The organism is Bacillus cereus group sp. BfR-BA-01523, from assembly GCF_022662615.1.
In the GTDB taxonomy this organism is placed as follows: domain Bacteria; phylum Bacillota; class Bacilli; order Bacillales; family Bacillaceae_G; genus Bacillus_A; species Bacillus_A mycoides.
This window is the reverse complement of record NZ_JAKUDX010000001.1, coordinates 627,904-648,312: the sequence shown is the minus strand read 5'-3', so window position 1 is coordinate 648,312 and position 20,409 is coordinate 627,904. Positions and strand designations below refer to the sequence as shown.

Here is a 20,409-nt window from a genome sequence, read left to right as displayed (position 1 = left end):
GTTGCTACAATTATTAAACAAGGACTGAAGAGAGCTTTTTAATCAATCTGTATTCTAAAGCTAAAACCGAGCATACATTATGCTCGGTTTTCAATTGGTAGTTTAAATGTAAAAGTACTGCCTTCTCCTAATTCACTTTCAACGGTAATTTCTCCTCCGTGTAGTTCTATAATCCATTTTACCATCGACAATCCTAAACCTGTGTTTCCATTGTTTGAAGATGTTCGTGCTGTGTCAACTCGATAGAAGCGGTCCCATATTTTCGCAATATGTTGCTCGCTGATGCCTATGCCATTATCGGAGACTTTACCTATTATGTTGGTTTCATCCCGGAACAGTTGCATATTCACAGTGCCGTTCGCTTTGCTATAAGCAATCGCATTCGTTAGTAAATTCATTAATAAACGCATCATCAATGTTTGATCTGCTTTAATAAACAGGTCTTCCTCTATATGTGTTGTTATATTAATCGAAGCTTCTTGAACCATTAATGAAAGCTCTTCTACAACGATTTCCGTTAATTCACTCATATTGATACATTCAAATTGAAAAGTATTATGCTTTTCTTGGTCAACTCGTGCTAATAATAAGAGTTGCGAGATTAACGCGGACATTTTACGCGATTGCCTTAAAATTACTTCTAACGATTCTTCCATTTCTTTCGGATTATTCCTCTGCGATAAAGCGTATTCGCATTGCGAAATAATAACAGATGTTGGTGTTCTTAATTCATGAGATGCGTCAGATGTAAATTGTTTTTCACTTTCGAATGATGTCTCCAATCGCTCAAACATTTTGTCAAAGGTTTGTGCTAAATGATACATTTCGTCTTTCGATGAACCTTGTAAATTAATTCTCTTCGAAAGGTCTTTACCATCACCAATTTCACTGGCTGAATCACTCATTTGTTGCACAGGTCGAAACGCTCTTTGCGTAATAAAATATCCTCCCACTGCCGCAATGAGAATAAGTAATGGAAATGAGATGAGTGTTACCACAATAAGCGTATTCATGGTCGATGATAATTGATTCATGGTCATTATGCCACGAACCCAGACTTGCTCATCGCCGCCTACATTATGGAGAAAATCATATACTATCCATTCCTTATTACCGTCTTTAATGGTTTGTATTTCATCGAATTTAAGCGATACCTTTTTATTAAAGGTTGTTGGATTATGTCCTGCCAGCAGCTCACCTTGCTTACTATAAATGATGATATTTACTCCATCTTCTAACGCTTCAAATTCATCGTCAATCTTTAACTGTCCATGCTTATATTCGATATCTTCAATGCTTTCTTTTACTGTGCTCTTCAATTGATTTTTCATATTAAAAAGCAAAACTTTATCTGAAGAAGTTAAAATAAAAGCTAACACGAGTGCCATAATAATTACAACTAGCCCCGTATACCATAGGGTCACTCTCATTTTTATTGATAGTCTTTTCATGATTCTACTCGCAATACGTAACCAGTTCCTCGTACTGTATGAATTAACTTCGTCTCAAACTGGCTATCAATTTTTTTGCGAAGATAGCGGACGTAAACATCAATAATATTCGAGCCACCTTCATAGTCGTAATTCCACACATGTTGCTCAATTTTATCTCGTGTCAACACAACTTCTTTATTACGAATCATATATTCTAAAATAGCAAATTCTTTACTGGAAAGATTGATAACTTGATCTCCTCTTGTTACTTTATGCATATTGCAATCCACCACTAGGTCAGCGATTTCAAACACATTAGATGTATTTCCTGTTTTTCTTCGCATCAACACTCGAATTCTTGCTAACAGCTCATCAAAAGCAAAGGGCTTTACTAAATAATCGTCCGCACCTAAGTCGAGTCCTGTTACGCGATCATCAATTGTATCTTTAGCTGTAAGAAGCAAGACAGGAGTTGTATTATTGTCCGCACGTAATCTTTGTAATACTTGTAAACCATCTATTCCGGGAATCATAATGTCAAGCACAATCAAATCGTAGGTAGCCATGCTTATATAATCCAAAGCATCTTCTCCATTCCCACATCCATCGACACTATAATATTCTGCATTTAATCGTTTTACCAATATATTTTGTAAGTCTTTTTCATCTTCGACAATAAGAACTCGCATTAACATTCTCCTTTTCTTCTTATTTATATGTATCACTATAATTCCGAAACATTAAAGAAAGATTAGAAACTATTTAATTATATCATTTTATTTTTTTGCGCATTAATCTTCCTTTAATGTTTGTTCAGTAATATAAGGACATGGATAAGGTGCACATGTAAAGGGAGGAGAACATAATGGGAAAATGGATGATGATTGGAGCAATGTCTTGTTTATTCTTAACAGCTTGTTCTACTCAAGCTGATAACGATACAGAACTACAACAAGAACCACACAAAACAGGGCCTGCTATGAATGATACTAAGCAAACACAAGATTTCAAAAACGAAGTCACATCTATTGTAGAAAAGGCAAATAATACGAAACCAGTTGGAGCAAAAGAAGATAACTTAAATACGTACTTAGCAGCAAAAAAAGAAATTGACCAATTAGATGACAAGATAGATCTATCTGATGATCAGCTAGAAGCAGATTTTCACGCTGGAACGATAACTGTTGAACAATATCAAATACAAGAAAGAGAACAAGATATACTTGAAGATCAATTAGAGCAAGCAGAAAATGTACTTGAAGCAAGATTTGGAATAAATGATTAATTATTAAGGAGTGGATGGAAATGTTAAAACATAAAAAGAAAATAATTATAAGCGTAATTGCTATTTTAGTAAGTGGTATTGCTATTGTTGGTGGATATTATGGTATGGGCTACAATTATGCGAAAAAGAATGAAAACTATACAGAGAAACAAGTTCGTGAAATTTCTTTAGCTCATACAAATGGAGAAATTATTAATGTGAAAAAAGAATTCGAATTAGAAGATGACAACTTAGCACAATCTAAATTTGAATATGAAGTGGAAATCAAGACACCTGAGAATCTATTAAATATTTTAAAGGTCAGTGCTAGAACAGGTACAATAGAAATCAATAATGAAGATTAAAAAATTATCGACAAATAAAATATCGCGTATTTGAAAAAATCCAATAAGCTGCCCATATGGACAGCTTATTTACATAATTCTCGTTAACAGTAGTCAATGATGCATATAATTTTCGTTTTGGGGGTAATTGCTTTTCTTAGCTTGATAGCGGTGGGGTGAGTCATAAATTGTGGGAAATATCCATACTTCTATTAACTGGTTAATTAAAGAAGAATTTGTTTCACAACTCTTAAGTTATTATAATATGAAAAAATTAAATTTTCCTTCTGCAATTCATTCAAATGGCTCAATCCCCGCATCTTTTGAATGTCCTGAAAGTGCTAAACATAAGCAAAATAATTAACTATCCTATGCAAGAAAGTTGAGCTAGTTAATCGCATATGTTTTATTGAAAGGGTGTGATTGAATTATGGAACGGACGAATTGGGGAATTGGAGGATTAGTATTTGTTGGCTGCATGTTTCTTGGCGGAGGAGTGGGATCTATATTAGGCGATACTCATGCTGGATGGCTAATAGGAATGGGCGCTGGATTTATTGGGATGGCTTTAACGAGACTGATCAGAAAGTAATATAACGGGATTCTTCTTCGGGTAAATAAGGAAATATGTAAGTCATTCATGGCATAAGAGCCCTTTAAATTATAGTTAGAAGCTTCTCTTTTCTAAATTTCTCCATACATAGATATGATTCTCAAGTCGGAGGATGGCACCTTAGGGTGTTTTTTTTATGCTCTCTAAAAATGTTTTACCATATAATAGCCGAGTTAATTCAAATAATCAAGAATCATTGAGTTAATAGATTGCGATAATCTTTTTTATAAAATAGATTTATTACCGTTTCAGACCTATGTAGTCATTCATAACCTAACAGTAAAAGGGGGATGATTCAAGGTATGGCGTTTCATGATGAATTAATTTGTCAACAGTTTGCAAGAATTATCGGCGGCCAAGAAGGATTCGCCGGTGGAAAATGCGTGGCAACAATAAATCGGGATGAAATACAAGCAACAATCTTGGGGAAACGTTTTAGAGTAACAACTTCCTTCTCATTCGAATCAAGAGATAATAAAACTGGACAGGCATTATGTCTAGGGCGGGTAGCACTCTTACAAAAGGAAGTCACTGAATTTGTTGCTACAATTATTAAACAAGGAATAATCGTTTCGTCTATACACAATGAGTGGTTATGTGATGATCCAAATTTGATTTACGTTAATATTGAAGACGTTGATGATCCACTAAATTTCGCAAGAAAAGTTAGAAGAGCGTTATGCAATTAACTAATTTCTTTCGTTAAATGTGTGATTTTGTTAATTAGAATATTTTGGATTATTGAATGGTTTTATAAAGTGAAAGAAGACGTTCCATATTTGGAATGTCTTTTCTTGTTGTTTTTTCTAATGTGGGTTGTCTTTATGCTGCTTATCTTGCGACAACAAGAACTGGGTGAGGTATCCTTAGAGGTGTGTCCTTCTTCATTTATTTTAGCTGGTATTGTACTTTTTATTATGTTTTGCCCAGATCCATTAGATATTTCAAAAAAGATTTGACTACTTTTCAAATAAATAAACGCTACAAAAAACCGGTTCTTTCGTAAAGGAACCGGTTTTTTGTAGCGTTTTGCTTAGCGTACGAAATTTGCGTTTTGTTGATGTCACCACACCTCTATCAAGTTATCACATACAAGGTAATAGATGTTTTTATAATTTGAAAGGAGAGGAAATGAACTCGGAGGGAGTATGGGAAGCGTACAATAAATACATTGAGGGGGCATGTGTGAGCTATGGACCTATCCTCCCGTTCTAATTAACTAAAAGAAGAACTTCCCCATACCGATTAGACTACTAATCATTCCTATTCCATTCATGCTGCTTTTTCCTACTGCAAGTAAGTTTCCAAGCATTCCTGGCTGACCGATTCCTCCATTATTCCCCCATCCCATGGGATTTATCTGTCCTCCCCACCCTGGAGGGTTTCCGAAAGCACCCCAGTTATTGGCATTAAAATTAAAAGGCTTGACTGGCGGCGATAGTAAAGCGGCAATATGACCTTGTGCGAACATCCCTGTATGATTGAATGGTTGGGGCCAGGGGATGGGAGGTTTTTGAAAATTAAAACCTGCATGGCCTGGTAATGGAGCCCAATTAGCAGGATGTCCTTGGGGCATCATCCCTGCATAATGGATTGGCTGACCTAAAGGGAAGGGAGGGGGCTCGGGAGTGAAACCCGTATAATTGGCTGGTGAATCCCAACCAAATGGATAGACTCGACAACTCAAATTCTCAGGAACCTTCAGACCATCCATTCCCTGAGCTTTAGTTATTTGAGGTTGTGAATGTAATGATGACATTGAAATTTGGTTATTATATTGCTCCCCGTTTCCATTTGAATTCAAATACCAATATTGGTACATAAGCTTATTCCCCTCACTTTAAAAATGTAATGTTAGACTTAGCCTATGTAATATTCTTTTTTATGGATGGTTACATAACTAGATTTACAAGCCTGTATTTAAAGGAATGGGTGTGTGTTCTTGTTAATTAATCCCGCTATTTGTGGACAACAAAACACTTCTATCTCAAAATTCAGCGAAAGCAAAGAAGTTAGATGGGGGGCTGCTTGTAAAAATCCGACTGATTAAAGTGTCACTTTATTTTAGAAGGGGATTTTCAGTCGCTCCTTTTGTTTAATTCAGCCTAATTTAATAAACGTGTTTAAATAAACATTCAAAATCTTATTTAAATGTTTATAAAGGTTTAATCAACAAAAAAATTTTAAAATGTTATGTTGAGCAAGTAGAATTGCTAAAAAGAGAATATCCATTCGAAGAGTTTGGCAAAATACTGCAAGGACAATGTATTCTTGTGCAGATATGCAAAAGATTTAAACGAATCAATGGAATTTATAATGAAGGGGCAAATGAATATATGAGTGAAACATTACATAAAAGAAAACCACCATATTTAATGCTTGTAATCCTTTTTATTGGGGCATTTGTTTCATTTCTAAATAACTCGCTTTTAAATGTAGCTTTGCCATCAATAATGAAGGATTTAGATATTAAAGATTTTTCAACGATCCAGTGGCTTTCTACAGGGTATATGCTTGTAAGTGGTATATTAATTCCGGCATCAGCATTTTTAATAACCCGCTTCTCCAATAGGAGCTTATTTATTACATCTATGTTGATTTTTATTCTTGGTACGGCCTTAGCGGCTTTAGCACCGAACTTTAGTTTATTACTTACTGGCCGGATGGTTCAAGCAGCAGGTTCTTCAGTCATGGGGCCTTTGTTAATGAATATTATGCTAGTAAGCTTTCCAAGAGAAAAAAGGGGAACAGCGATGGGGATTTTTGGATTAGTTATGATTACAGCTCCAGCAATTGGACCGACACTATCGGGTTATATTGTAGAGTATTATGACTGGCGTTTGCTTTTTGAAATGATTTTACCGTTAGCAATCATTAGCTTACTGTTAGGGATTTGGAAATCGGAGAATGTCATGAGACAAAACAAAAATGCAAAACTTGATTATCTCTCATTATTATTATCTTCTGTCGGTTTTGGCGGTTTGTTATATGGATTCAGTTCTGCAAGCTCCGACGGTTGGACGAATAAAGTTGTTTTAACAACCTTAATCATAGGCGCTATTGCCCTAATTACTTTCATTGTCCGCCAATTAAAAATGAATGAACCGTTATTGGATTTACGTGTTTACAAGTACCCAATGTTTGCACTTGCGTCTGTAATTGCAATTGTCAACGCAGTGGCCATGTTTTCGGGTATGATTTTAACACCAGCTTATGTACAAAACGTCCGCGGTATTTCACCGCTGAGCTCTGGGCTGATGATGCTTCCAGGTGCGGTAATAATGGGGATTATGTCACCAATTACAGGTAAACTATTTGATAAATATGGCCCTCGTATTCTTGGTATAGTAGGACTTTCCATTACAGCCATTTCAACTTATATGCTAGCAAACCTGCAACTCGACTCTAGTCACACTCATATTATTCTTATTTACACACTGCGGATGTTTGGGATGGCTATGGTGATGATGCCACTTATGACAAACGGACTTAATCAATTACCAACTCGCTTAAATCCGCACGGTACAGCTGTTAATAATACAGCTCAACAAGTGTCCGGTTCGATTGGTACTGCTATTCTTGTTACGATTATGAATTCTGTAACAAAAACAAAAGCTGAAAGTCTAATGGCTGATGTAGATCCAACAACCTTCACAGAAACTACGAAGGCAATATTAACTCAGAAGGCTTTATTATCCGGAATTCAATATTCATTCTATGTAGCGCTTGGCATGAATGTTGTTGCACTACTATTAGTTTTTTTCGTTAAACGTGTAGATACAAGTGCGGAAGCTGTCGAGAGGTTAAATCGGTAGAGCAAAATAAAACTTAAGATCATGATTCCTATAAGTTTTTGCTGTTTAGTTAGACTATGAAGAAATGCAAATTTCTGCTGCTAAGGCGCTGGTATTTAAATTTGGAAAAGAACCAGTGAAATAATTATATATAGTAAAAAGGATCTGATATTCATATCAGATCCTTTTTCATTAGTCACACAGTATATTTGCTTATCGTATTTGTTTGAATTGACATTAGAAACTACGGGTTTTCCTAATACCACAATCTTTAGCTCTCAATTTCTGATAAACATTATAATAATACGCTTCATTTTAATTTAGTATTTTTTCTGCAAGTTATAAATCTAATATCAACAAACAACTTAGATTGCCAACCTTATAAGCAATATCATAATCATGAATAGTTAGGGAAAAGATAAAATAAGGTAATCAATTACATATCTTTATCCCAGGCGATTCATTGCTATCTTCTCTTTATTGAATGGGATATTTTATTTCATGCTTTTTTGAAAGGGTGTTTTTAATGGATAAAAAAGTATCTGCCATTCCTCAACCGAAAACATATGGACCGCTGGGGAATCTCCCATTAATCGATAAAGATAAACCGACCTTATCCTTTATCAAGCTAGCGGAAGAGTATGGCCCCATTTTTCGAATTCAAACTTTAAGTGATACCATCATTGTCGTTTCGGGACATGAACTGGTAGCAGAAGTCTGTGACGAAACACGTTTCGATAAAAGTATAGAGGGTGCTTTAGCAAAGGTTCGTGCCTTTGCTGGAGACGGATTATTTACAAGCGAGACTCACGAACCTAACTGGAAAAAAGCTCATAATATTTTGATGCCTACATTCAGCCAACGAGCAATGAAAGATTATCATGCTATGATGGTCGATATTGCTGTACAACTCGTTCAAAAATGGGCACGGCTTAATCCGAATGAAAACGTAGATGTTCCGGAGGATATGACTCGCCTTACATTGGATACAATTGGTCTATGTGGTTTTAATTATCGATTTAATAGCTATTATCGTGAGACCCCTCATCCTTTTATTACTAGCATGAGCCGTGCTCTAGATGAGGCGATGCACCAATTACAGCGGCTGGATATAGAAGATAAACTCATGTGGAGAACGAAACGTCAATTTCAGCATGATATTCAATCTATGTTTTCTTTAGTAGATAATATTATTGCTGAACGTAAAAGTAGTGGGAATCAGGAAGAAAATGATTTACTTTCCCGTATGTTAAATGTGCAGGATCCGGAAACTGGTGAAAAATTAGATGATGAAAATATTCGTTTCCAAATTATCACTTTTTTAATAGCTGGGCATGAAACAACAAGTGGATTATTATCTTTTGCAATCTATTTTTTATTAAAGAATCCAGATAAATTGAAAAAAGCCTATGAAGAAGTAGATCGGGTTTTAACAGATCCCACTCCAACATACCAACAAGTTATGAAATTAAAGTATATCCGGATGATTTTAAATGAATCGCTACGTCTATGGCCTACTGCTCCAGCATTCAGTCTCTATGCAAAAGAAGATACAGTGATTGGTGGGAAATATCCAATTAAGAAAGGAGAAAATCGTATTTCTGTTCTTATTCCACAGCTACATAGGGATAAAGACGCGTGGGGAGACAATGTGGAAGAATTCCAGCCTGAACGATTTGAAGAGCTGGATAAGATTCCCCATCATGCTTATAAGCCATTTGGAAATGGTCAACGAGCATGTATCGGTATGCAGTTTGCACTTCATGAAGCCACACTCGTAATGGGAATGCTTCTTCAACATTTTGAATTCATCGATTATCAAGACTATCAGCTGGACGTAAAACAAACATTAACGCTAAAGCCTGGTGATTTTAAAATTAGGATTCTACCCCGAAATCAAACTATTAGCCATACTACTGTTCTTGCGCCTATAGAGGAGAAACTGAAAGAACATGAAATCGAACAGCAAGTTCAGAAGACTCCTTCTATTATTGGAGCCGATAATCTTTCGCTTCTTGTTCTGTATGGATCGGATACAGGGGTAGCAGAAGGTATTGCAAGAGAACTAGCAGATACAGCTAGTTTAGAAGGTGTTCAAACGGAAGTGGTAGCACTTAACGATGGAATTGGAAGTCTGCCAAAAGAAGGGGCGGTTCTTATTGTAACTTCTTCTTATAATGGAAAACCACCAAGTAATGCAGGGCAGTTTGTGCAATGGTTGGAGGAATTAAAATCGGATGAGCTAAAAGGTGTTCAATACGCAGTTTTTGGTTGTGGAGATCATAATTGGGCTAGTACTTATCAGCGAATTCCAAGATACATTGATGAGCAAATGGCTCAAAAAGGAGCAACAAGATTTTCTACACGTGGAGAAGCGGATGCAAGTGGTGATTTCGAGGAACAGCTCGAGCAATGGAAACAAAGTATGTGGTCTGATGCGATGAAGGCATTTGGATTGGAACTTAACAAAAACATTGAGAAAGAACGTAGTACATTAAGTTTACAATTTGTTAGTCGTCTTGGAGGATCTCCTCTTGCGCGAACATATGAAGCAGTTTATGCATCTATACTAGAAAATCGTGAACTTCAATCATCTAGCAGTGAAAGAAGCACGCGACATATTGAGATATCCTTGCCAGAAGGCGCTACGTATCAAGAAGGAGACCACCTTGGGGTGCTGCCAATTAATAGTGAGAAAAATGTCAACCGAATTTTAAAACGTTTTGCATTAAATGGAAAAGACCAAGTCATACTGAGCGCAAGTGGACGAAGTATAAATCACATACCTTTAGACAGTCCTGTTAGTTTATTGGACCTTCTTAGTTATAGTGTCGAAGTTCAAGAAGCAGCCACTCGAGCACAAATACGAGAAATGGTGACATTTACAGCATGCCCTCCTCATAAAAAGGAACTGGAATCATTATTGGAAGAGGGAGTTTATCATGAACAAATATTAAAGAAACGTATGTCAATGTTGGATCTTCTTGAAAAGTATGAGGCTTGTGAAATCCGATTTGAACGCTTTTTAGAACTTCTTCCTGCGCTCAAACCGCGTTACTATTCTATTTCAAGCTCTCCACTCGTTGCACAGGATCGTCTGAGCATTACGGTTGGTGTTGTTAATGCGCCTGCCTGGAGTGGGGAAGGGACATATGAAGGAGTGGCTTCTAATTACTTAGCTCAGCGTCAAAATAAAGATGAGATTATTTGTTTCATTCGAACGCCACAATCAAACTTTCAATTACCTGAAAATCCAGAAACACCAATTATTATGGTTGGGCCAGGTACTGGAATTGCACCATTCCGTGGATTCTTACAAGCGCGTCGTGTTCAAAAGCAAAAAGGTATTAACTTAGGACAAGCACATCTATATTTTGGTTGTCGTCATCCTGAAAAGGATTATCTCTATCGTACAGAACTAGAAAATGATGAAAGAGATGGATTAATCTCTTTACACACAGCCTTTTCTCGCTTAGAAGGATATCCTAAAACATATGTACAGCATTTAATAAAACAAGATAGAATCAATTTAATTTCGTTATTAGATAATGGGGCTCATCTTTATATATGTGGTGATGGAAGTAAAATGGCTCCGGATGTAGAAGATACCCTTTGTCAAGCATATCAAGAAATTCATAAAGTCAGTGAACAAGAAGCAAGGGATTGGTTGGAACGTGTGCAAGATGAAGGGCGATATGGAAAAGATGTTTGGGCTGGTATATGAATTTTTCTTAATTAGATAAGTAATATGTAACGAATGAACTTCTTTCGAATAAGTGAATAAACTTATTTATAAAAATCCCGTATTTTTATTGAATACGGGATTTTCTCATTTTTAATAAGTTGGACTGATACTGTAGAAAAAGAAAAAATCTCATATGAAACCAAAGCTATATAATCTTAGCTTGATGGGCAAGGTGTTAACCAATTTCTTGACACGATTTAAAATTTATATTATAAAACTTTGCGCAATGGCTGAACAGTTTTTAGCACGGTGTCAAATCGCTGGGGGAATTTATCAAATTAGGTATACCTGCTATAGCCTATGGAATGAATTTTGCCGTCGAAAAATAATAGGTAATTCATTGGACAATTAAATGGAACAAACTTGTTACTTAAGTTGTCTATTAAGTATACGTATAAAACAGGTGTTCATGATAGTTTGCTCATTTTATGAAAAGTGAGATACAAGAAGAATGATATCTTATAAATTCTTTAATTGTATCGGTATGTATAACACCTAGAAAAACCATATATTCTTGAAAGAGGTTGAAAATGGATGATAGTCTTAAACAAGTTTTTTAACATTTTACATTACAAAAAGATGGTACCTGTAGTATTTCTTTCATGTGCAACGCTTATAGGTTGTTCCGATAGTAATACTCAACCTGAATCACCTAAACAAACGAAACAAACAAATCAAATCAAACAAGAAACTACTGGTAATGATTCTTTTGCTAAACTTGAAAAAGAATTTGATGCTAAACTCGGTATTTATGCATTGGACACTGGTACGAATCAAACCGTTACTTATCAATCAGATGAACGGTTTGCATACGCATCTACCCACAAAGCTTTAGCTGTGGGAGTACTTTTACAAAAGAAATCAATAGAAGATCTAAATCAAAGAGTTTTGTATAATCGTGAAGATTTTGTTAATTACAATCCAATTACAGAAAAGTATGTTGATACAGGTATGACTCTGAAAGAGCTTGCAGATGCTTCCCTTCGATATAGTGATAATACTGCACAAAATCTTATTCTTAAACAATTAGGTGGACCTAGTGAATTCAAAAAATCACTGAGAGAAATAGGAGATACCGTTACAAATCCTGAACGCTTTGAACCAGAATTAAACGAAGTGCATCCAGGAGACGTACATGATACTAGTACCCCAAAGGCATTAGCTACTAGTTTTCAGGCTTTTGCGCTAGGAGATGTACTTTCAACTGAGAAACGGGATTTATTAATAGATTGGATGAAAAGGAATACTACGGGAGATAACTTAATTCGTGCTGGAGTTCCAGGAGGATGGGAAGTAGCTGATAAGACGGGTTCGGGATCTTATGGAACCAGAAATGATATCGCAATTATTTGGCCACCAAATAAAAAGCCAATTGTTCTTGCGATACTTTCTAATCATGATAAAGAGGATGCTAAATACGATGATAAGCTTATTGCAGAAGCAACCAAAATAGCGTTAGATGCCTTGAAAGCTAAAAATAAATAATAATAGTAATTAGTTATTGAAATTTTCCTGCTTTTCCGTCACAATACTGTGACGGCCTTTTTGTGTACTTTACAAAGAATCGTCTGAAGTAAAGAAAAAAGATAGAAACCATCTCTATTAAGTTTATTAATTAAGTAACAACAAATATATGCTTTATTGGATACTTATTGCATTTAATGTGGAGGAATAAAATGGAGTCGAAAATTCTTATTGTTGATGATGATAAAGAGATTAGAAATCTTATCTCTGTATATCTGGAAAATGAAGGCCTAAAAACTCAAAAGGCAGAAGATGCTATACAAGCTTTACAACTGTTAGAAGAAAAGGAATTTGATTTGATTATTTTAGATATTATGATGCCGAATATGGACGGCATTGAAGCATGTATAAAAATTAGGGAAGATCGCAATATGCCTATTATTATGCTATCTGCAAAATCTGAGGATATAGACAAAATTCAGGGTCTAGCCTCTGGCGCAGACGATTATTTATCAAAGCCGTTTAACCCATTGGAATTAATCGCTAGGGTAAAATCTCAATTAAGAAGATTTAAAAAATACAATTCATCAATAGAACATAATAAAAGCATTCTAGAAATTGGTGACTTAACCGTGAATACAGATACACGTCAAGTATGGGTAAGAGGAAAAGAAACAAGGTTAACTCCAAAAGAGTTTGCTATTCTCGAACTACTTGCCCGCAACAAAGGGATTGTCCTGAGTATAGCAAAAATATATGAAGCAGTTTGGAAAGAGGTTTTTTATAAATCAGATAATACAGTTATGGTGCATATTACAAAAATAAGAGACAAAATTGAAGAGGATTCAAAACATCCCATTTATATTAAAACTGTTTGGGGAATTGGGTATAAAATATGAAGAAAGTTAGTTTCAGAAATAAGATTATTATAAAACTTCTTGCTGCTGTTGCAGTTAGTTTTTTTATTTCATTTGGCTTAACAATCCTCATTTTGTTATACGTCATAGATCCATTATTTATAAAACACGAAGATTTTGGCATATTTGAATTGAGAATTGTAATGTTGTTCTTATTCACGTTCGCAATCTTCAACTTTATAATAATTTTTTTGATATTGGTTCGAAAGAAACTAGTATATTTGAAGCTCATTTCTGATAATGTGAATGATATTGCCAATGGAAAACTAGGTTTGACTATTGGGATTAACGGGAAGGACGAATTGACCCAACTTGCTCAAAATATCAACTATATGTCCAAGGAATTGGAAAATACATTTGAACAAGAAAGACGATTAGAACGTACAAAAAATGAACTTATCACCAATGTATCTCATGACTTACGCACACCGTTAACATCTATTATTGGCTATATAGATTTATTAAAAAGAGGGCAATACAACAGTAAAACACAATTACAGGAATACCTTGAAACTACTTATTCAAAGTCACAGAGACTGAAATATTTAATTGATGAGCTGTTTGAATATACTCGTTTATCAGGCATAGATGCTAAGTTAAATCTTAATGAAGTTGATTTATCAGGTTTGTTGGAGCAAATAGTTGGAGAATACATTCCTATATTTGAAAAGGAAAGCTTAATCGTTCAAAAATCAATCACACAAGAAACAATACCTATCTTCATAGATGTAGAAAAAATGGTACGTGTATATGAAAATCTCTTTATGAATGCTATAAAGTACAGCATAAAACCATCCGAATTATCCGTATGTCTTGAATTAATGGATAACAAAGCAATTTTGAAAGTATCAAATAAAGTCGAGAAACCGCCTGTCAGCGATCCAAATAAATTGTTTGAAAGGTTTTTCAGGGGGGACAAGGCAAGACAAGATGACCAGGGAAATGGTCTGGGGCTTGCTATCTCAAAAAGAATTGTTGAACTTCATTATGGTAATATATATGCAGAATATAAAGACGGCTGGATGTCCTTTATTGTTGAACATCCAATTAAATAGAATGGCTTATGGAATTATAGTTTCCATAAGCTTTTTTTTTATAAAAAACTTAAGAAATCTTAAGGATTTTACGGGGTGTTTCCTAATTTTCATAGTTTATCATGGGTGTATTCAAAGTGATGAGGTGAGTGAAGAAGATAAAATGAAAGTTTTCATTGTAGCTTAAGGGTGGATGCAACATGACTATTTTGTTAGTAGTAAATAAAAATAGTAGCTTAGTGCAATGAAATAGAAAAAAACAAACGTAGGAGGATATATATGATAAAACCAGTTGTAGATGTAAAAAACATTCAAAAATTGTACGGTAAAAAAGGTGAGAATCAATCACACGCATTAAAAGGTGTATCATTCTCAATTCAAGAGGGGGAGTTTGTCGGTGTTATGGGGCCATCTGGTTCTGGTAAAACGACATTATTAAATGTAATTTCAACGTTAGATAAAGCGACAGGCGGCGTTGTTGAAATTGCAGGTACGGATATAACGAAAATGAAACAAGGTGAGCTTTCTGATTTCCGTTCGCAAAAATTAGGATTCATTTTCCAAGACTTTAACTTATTAGAGAATTTATCTATATATGAAAATATTGCACTCCCACTTTCACTTCAAGGTGTTTCATCTCGTAATATTGGAAAGAAAGTAGAAAAAGTAGCTGATATGTTAGGTATTACAGCAATACTTCAAAAGTATCCTTCTGAAGTATCTGGTGGACAAAAGCAACGTTCCGCAGCAGCACGTGCGTTAGTTCATGAACCTGCAATTATTTTAGGGGACGAGCCGACTGGAGCTCTAGATTCTAAAAATGCAACGAGTTTACTTAATGCCATGACAAGCTTAAATAAAGAGCAAGGTGTATCCATTATGATGGTTACACATGATCCTTACAGCGCAAGTTACTGTCAGCGTATTTTATTCATTCAAGATGGTGAGTTATATAAAGAAATTCATCGCGGTGGTACCCGTGAAGAATTCTATAAAGAAATTTTAGACGTGCTTGCAAACTTAGGCACACAAAAAGCGTAAGGAAGGAAGTTCAATCATGTTATTTAAGCTTTCTATGTCAGGCCTAAAAAGTAAGTTGCAAGATTACATTGTTTTACTTGTTGGTCTTATTGTCTCTATTTCAACTTTTTATATGTTTCAAACGCTAGCATCCAATAAAACATTCCTTGAATCTAACTCTTCTATTAGAGATATTGTGTCTGTATTTAAAATTGGTTCCTTTTTGTTAGCGGTTATCACATTTTTCTATATTTTATATGCAAACTCTTTCTTATCAGCTCTTCGTCAAAAAGAATTTGGTATGTATATGATGTTAGGAGCAAAAAAGCATAAAGTTACCTTACTTATGTTTATCGAAACAATCATATTAGGTGCCACATCTCTTTTGATTGGAATTACAATCGGTGTAGGACTTGCAGAAGGTATGGGTCAGCTATTAATGAAACAGCTCGAGTTTGCTGGCGAAGGGTATAAAGCATTTTATCTGCCATCTATAGCTATTACTTGCCTCTTCTTCTTTGCACTATTTGTTTTATCGGCAATTATGAATAGTATTAAATTATCTCGTATTTCTGTACTGCAACTTGTACATGCAGATGAACAAACAGAACGTGTTGCCATAAAAGGAAAAATGACAGTTGTAATTGCATTCCTTGGTATTCTTTTATTAGGTATTGGTTATGCATCATTGATCTATATGTCACATGCAAATCCGCTAATTGCTTTGGGATTAATGGCCGTTGGATTAATCACAGCAACCGTTGGTACTTACCTTATATTTGGATCACTTCTCCCAGTTATGATAAACAAGTTAAAGAGTAATAAAAAACGTAGTGAAAAAGGCCTCAATGCTTTTACTTTTGCACAATTAAATTTCCGCATTAATGGTCTAACAAATGTGCTTGCAACAGTAGCGATCTTAGTGGCTCTTGGTGCTGGCGGAATTGCTTGTGGTATGGCATTTAAAAATAACATCTTAAACATGACAGATCAAATGCGAATTTACGATTCAGTCATTCATAATCCAACAGCGGAAGAAAAGACAATTTTGGATGGTATCTTATTTCAAGAAAAACTTGAATATCATTACAAAGTTGATGATAGGTATGTTTATTATCTCAAAGAAGATGTAGAGAAAAATCGCCCTTTCATACAAGGTTTGAAGATAGAAAAAGTTTCAGAGGGATTACCAATTGGTGTATTTTCAATAAAACGGGTTAAAGGAGAGATCGACACAAAACAGTGGATTCAGGCTTTCAGAACGATCCAGCCAAATTATGTGTATCCTGATTATGAAATAGAAATTGTAAATCAAAACATATACGATGGGTTGAAGGGTAAAGAAAGTACTGTGTTTATGGGGAAAACAGATGATTTTGGATCATACATAAAAGAATGGAAAAAACTTGATGAATTACAGATAGCAAAATATAAAAATGTGAAAGCAGAAGAATTGGATAGTAAGTATCAAAAATATATTATGAGTCATGATTTTTCCAGCGGACTAATGTTTATGGGGTTTTTCGTTGGAGTTGCATTTTTAGCAATGATGGCAAGTTGCTTAATGTTTAAAGTTCTGTCGGGAGCATCAAAAGATGTAGCACGTTATCAAATGCTTCGTAAAATTGGTGTCCGCCGAGAATTATTAGCAAAATCAATCTATAAAGAGTTATTCTTCATATTTTTATTTCCAGCAATTGTCGGGATTACTCACATATTAGTTGGTATGAACATGTTTGGATCTCTTTTAATCGATCCGTACTTTCGTATCTGGTTACCACTTGTTATTTTTGTAGTAATTTACTCGATTTATTATTTGATTACAGTTCAATTATATAAAGGAATAGTACTCCCGAAAAAAGATTAATGTAATGATGTTATTTATAAGAAGTATCAACATAATCGGACCCCGTTTTATTAATTATCCTGAATGGGTACAAGAAATTTAGAAATAGTTTATGGACTAGCACTACGGTCCATAAACTATTTATTTTAGATTTTAAATTAAAAATTTATCTTTTGTCTAAGAAGGGGAACGATAACGATTACTACTTTTAGGGGCCATTGGCAAGTTTCAGTTAACGAAAATAGAATTTCTTTAACTTTTTATATTAATTTTGACAACAGTAGTTTACGGAATTAATTTGTATGAGTTTTCTTTAAAGCTTGTAACGCTATAATCTTATAAGTTAAAGTTTCACCCTGAAAATCTATTATTTATAATGAGTAGTCCGAAAGAGAAAGGATTGTTGCCGTGTCCCATCACCATCAAGCTAAGATTTCACACCATCTATAAAGCGAAAAATACGTTATTCTTTCCTATGATTTTCCAGAAAGAATAGCGTGTTTTTTCATTTTAGGAGGAATTTTGTGTAGTTAGTTTGATAGCGATAGGGTACCATCAAATACCCATCAAGTTAACAAATGTAAATACCCTCAGAACAAAAATCCAGTACATTTTGAAAGACACTTTCTTATTTTTCGCTCTAGAGAATATCCGTCTCTTAAGTTAATAGTTTTGAAGTCACCCTTAAATGAAAATTTTCTGTCTCTACATTTGAAACTAGTGATTTGAACAAAGTTAGGAGTGTTTCCTACAGCACAATGTAATTTGTGTTACATAGCAAGAAAAACAATCAAAATTTATAGTGTGAAAAAGGAGCATCAAAGCAAATAAAATTGGTGTTTCTTTTTTGCGCTTTCGGGCACAGAGGTTCCTACAGCACTATTATAAAAGCTATATCGAATGTAAGGAATAGGTAAGGAATAGGTAAGGAAAAAGAGATTTTCATTGTGTATGATACAAATATAAAGTGGCGCGAAGGGGGGAACAGATACGACTTATATATGAAAAACAAACCAGTAACAAGAGTGTTTTAAAGAAAAGAAGTAATTTCTATAGTTAACATACATGTGGAAAAAGAGAAAGAAGGCATTATATATTGAAGTTTGTTTATAATAGCTTTTTAACCTGCTAGAAGGGATTGTAGAGTAGAGTATTAATTGCCTTGAAAATTTCTATTTCCTTATAGTACTAGGCATGCTGTATTAAAAATTTAAATTGTGAAGGGAGAATTAATAAATATGAACACGAAAAAAAGGATAGGGAGTAAGTTATTACTTGTCAGTGCAATTTGTGCGATAATTATTCCTTCGGTTTCATATGCAGAGGAAGTAATTTCACCTGAAAATTTCAAGGATTATTCAAACTTGTTTGAGGGACGAAATAAGGATGTATTGAAAAGAAGTTTATATCCAAATACATATAATAATCCGTTTAGTCACCAAATTAAATCGAAATTAAAGGAAACAAACACAAATATAAAAAAAATAGACAATATTGATGATGAGAATCCTGCAATATCTACTACTCTTTCATTTATCCGTTCTATGCATGCTGAAGATTATAAGTCTGCATTTGATTTAACTTCTCGATCATTACAGAAAATAATATCCGAAAAATGGCTGAAGAACTATTGGGAGGAACTTCCTAAGAAATTACAAACAGGTTCTTTTATAGAAATTGGAGAGGTTACAAAAAAAGAGACAAATTCTGTTCATACAAATGTAGAGATTAAATTAGTTTTTGAAAAAATTACTGTACCTTTACTAATAAAATTAGATCCATCTGGAAAAATAGATGATTTTCAATTCAGTATGCAGTTTAGTCCTGTTGCAGATCGTCCATCATATAGTAAGCCTGAATCATTTGTTGATAAAGAAGTAGTAGTTGGGAGTGGTGCATTTCCATTACCAGGAACATTATCTGTTCCAAAGGGAAAGGGTCCTTTTCCAGCGGTTATTCTTGTTCATGGAGCTGGAGCAGTCGATCAGGATTCAGCAACGTATGCTTTAAAACCATTTCGCGATTTAGCTGAAGGTCTTGCTTCGAAAGGAATTGCTGTCCTTCGCTATAATAAACGAACCTATGAACATGGATTGAAAACAGAACTTAGTCCATTTTATACAGTTGATAAAGAGACAACAGATGATGCCCTTCTCGTGACTCATTTTCTTCAAAATGAACCTATGATAGATAAGAATCAAATTTATATTCTTGGTCATAGTCAAGGTGGAATGATGATTCCGAGGATAATTGAAAAAGATCAAAAGCAAAATATTGCTGGGGCAATTGTGATGGGAGGAGCGGCTCAGGCATTCGCAGACAATGTTTTAGATCAACTGGAGTATCGTCTTTCTATTGGAGAAATGAAACCAGAAGAATATAAATTTTATAAATCGCAATTTGAATTATTAAAGGATTCTAATTTTTCTAGTCAAAATCCTCCAAAGGATTTTTCTTTAGGACCAGCAGTATATTGGGATTCTATCCGTAAAATTAAAGCAGCAGAAATGTCAAAAGAACAAAAAACACCGCTTCTTATTCTTCAAGGAGAAAGAGATTATCATGTTCCATCAAAAATTGAAATTCCTTTTTGGAAAGAACAATTAAAGGAGAGAGATAACATTAATTATCGACTATATCCAAAGTTAAATCACTTCTTTACAGAAGGGGATGGAGAATTAAGTAAACCGGATGAATATTATAATCCTGCTAATATCCCTGAGTATGTTATAAATGATATTGCTACTTGGGTGCAAGGAAGATCGAAATGAAATTAGCAATCATATTTTTAAATAGCTATTTTCAGAGACAACTAGTGAATTAGGGGGCATTTGGCTTAGCGGAATCCTCACATGAAAATAGTTCTGTAGGTGGAGAAATTACGAGAGAATTAGAAAGAAATAATTATCAGATGAAAAGACCTGAAACTGTCTTC

Annotated in this window: 15 protein-coding genes; 12 read left to right on the top strand and 3 right to left on the bottom strand. The window is 34.6% G+C overall.

Going from position 1 to position 20,409, the window contains the following annotated elements; genetic code table 11:
- Window positions 1-77 precede the first annotated feature (77 nt).
- Both MR066_RS03305 and MR066_RS03300 read right to left on the bottom strand, forming a co-directional pair.
- Window positions 78-1,451 (bottom strand): sensor histidine kinase, encoded by a 1,374-nt coding sequence (locus MR066_RS03305; protein ID WP_242245986.1) that lies wholly within the window; start codon window positions 1,449-1,451, stop codon window positions 78-80.
- Window positions 1,448-2,122 (bottom strand): response regulator transcription factor, encoded by a 675-nt coding sequence (locus MR066_RS03300; RefSeq protein WP_002128055.1) that lies wholly within the window; start codon window positions 2,120-2,122, stop codon window positions 1,448-1,450. The genes MR066_RS03305 and MR066_RS03300 overlap by 4 nt, the downstream gene beginning before the upstream one ends.
- Before the next feature lie 176 nt (window positions 2,123-2,298).
- Here MR066_RS03300 and MR066_RS03295 point away from each other — a divergent pair, with 176 nt between their 5' ends.
- The 4 genes from MR066_RS03295 to MR066_RS03280 all read left to right on the top strand — a co-directional run bounded on the left by MR066_RS03295 (window position 2,299) and on the right by MR066_RS03280 (window position 4,343).
- A complete protein-coding gene (locus MR066_RS03295) occupies window positions 2,299-2,718 on the top strand; it encodes a hypothetical protein (protein ID WP_242245985.1) in 420 nt (139 codons plus the stop codon).
- Between the two features lie 20 nt (window positions 2,719-2,738).
- Window positions 2,739-3,062 (top strand): PepSY domain-containing protein, encoded by a 324-nt coding sequence (locus MR066_RS03290; RefSeq protein WP_002161193.1) that lies wholly within the window; start codon window positions 2,739-2,741, stop codon window positions 3,060-3,062.
- Window positions 3,063-3,471: 409 nt separating this feature from the next.
- Window positions 3,472-3,633: a hypothetical protein gene (locus MR066_RS03285; protein ID WP_201034054.1), complete on the top strand. Its 162-nt coding sequence runs from the start codon at window positions 3,472-3,474 to the stop codon at window positions 3,631-3,633.
- Window positions 3,634-3,956: 323 nt separating this feature from the next.
- The gene (locus MR066_RS03280; protein ID WP_242246097.1) at window positions 3,957-4,343 is read left to right on the top strand and encodes a DUF1259 domain-containing protein; all 387 of its coding nucleotides are present in this window, start codon (window positions 3,957-3,959) and stop codon (window positions 4,341-4,343) included.
- 530 nt (window positions 4,344-4,873) lie between these two features.
- On the opposite strand, the gene MR066_RS03275 is transcribed toward MR066_RS03280, so the two are convergent.
- A complete protein-coding gene (locus MR066_RS03275; protein WP_242245984.1) occupies window positions 4,874-5,476 on the bottom strand; it encodes a hypothetical protein in 603 nt (200 codons plus the stop codon).
- A gap of 514 nt (window positions 5,477-5,990) precedes the next feature.
- Between MR066_RS03275 and MR066_RS03270 the strand changes: the two genes are divergently transcribed.
- The 8 genes from MR066_RS03270 to MR066_RS03235 all read left to right on the top strand — a co-directional run bounded on the left by MR066_RS03270 (window position 5,991) and on the right by MR066_RS03235 (window position 20,245).
- A complete protein-coding gene (locus MR066_RS03270) occupies window positions 5,991-7,469 on the top strand; it encodes a DHA2 family efflux MFS transporter permease subunit (protein WP_242245983.1) in 1,479 nt (492 codons plus the stop codon).
- A gap of 505 nt (window positions 7,470-7,974) precedes the next feature.
- The gene (gene cypD / locus MR066_RS03265) at window positions 7,975-11,172 is read left to right on the top strand and encodes a bifunctional P-450/NADPH--P450 reductase (RefSeq protein ID WP_242245982.1); all 3,198 of its coding nucleotides are present in this window, start codon (window positions 7,975-7,977) and stop codon (window positions 11,170-11,172) included.
- 555 nt (window positions 11,173-11,727) lie between these two features.
- Window positions 11,728-12,678 (top strand): class A beta-lactamase, encoded by a 951-nt coding sequence (bla, locus tag MR066_RS03260; protein WP_242245981.1) that lies wholly within the window; start codon window positions 11,728-11,730, stop codon window positions 12,676-12,678.
- Between the two features lie 191 nt (window positions 12,679-12,869).
- Window positions 12,870-13,556 (top strand): response regulator transcription factor, encoded by a 687-nt coding sequence (locus MR066_RS03255; RefSeq protein ID WP_242245980.1) that lies wholly within the window; start codon window positions 12,870-12,872, stop codon window positions 13,554-13,556.
- A complete protein-coding gene (locus MR066_RS03250; protein WP_242245979.1) occupies window positions 13,553-14,629 on the top strand; it encodes a HAMP domain-containing sensor histidine kinase in 1,077 nt (358 codons plus the stop codon). Before MR066_RS03255 ends, MR066_RS03250 begins: the two co-directional genes overlap by 4 nt.
- A gap of 258 nt (window positions 14,630-14,887) precedes the next feature.
- Window positions 14,888-15,649: an ABC transporter ATP-binding protein gene (locus MR066_RS03245; protein ID WP_242245978.1), complete on the top strand. Its 762-nt coding sequence runs from the start codon at window positions 14,888-14,890 to the stop codon at window positions 15,647-15,649.
- A gap of 16 nt (window positions 15,650-15,665) precedes the next feature.
- Window positions 15,666-17,495: an FtsX-like permease family protein gene (locus MR066_RS03240; protein ID WP_242245977.1), complete on the top strand. Its 1,830-nt coding sequence runs from the start codon at window positions 15,666-15,668 to the stop codon at window positions 17,493-17,495.
- Window positions 17,496-18,712: 1,217 nt separating this feature from the next.
- On the top strand, window positions 18,713-20,245 hold the full coding sequence (locus MR066_RS03235; RefSeq protein ID WP_242245976.1) for an alpha/beta hydrolase: 1,533 nt from the start codon (window positions 18,713-18,715) through the stop codon (window positions 20,243-20,245).
- Window positions 20,246-20,409: the final 164 nt, after the last annotated feature.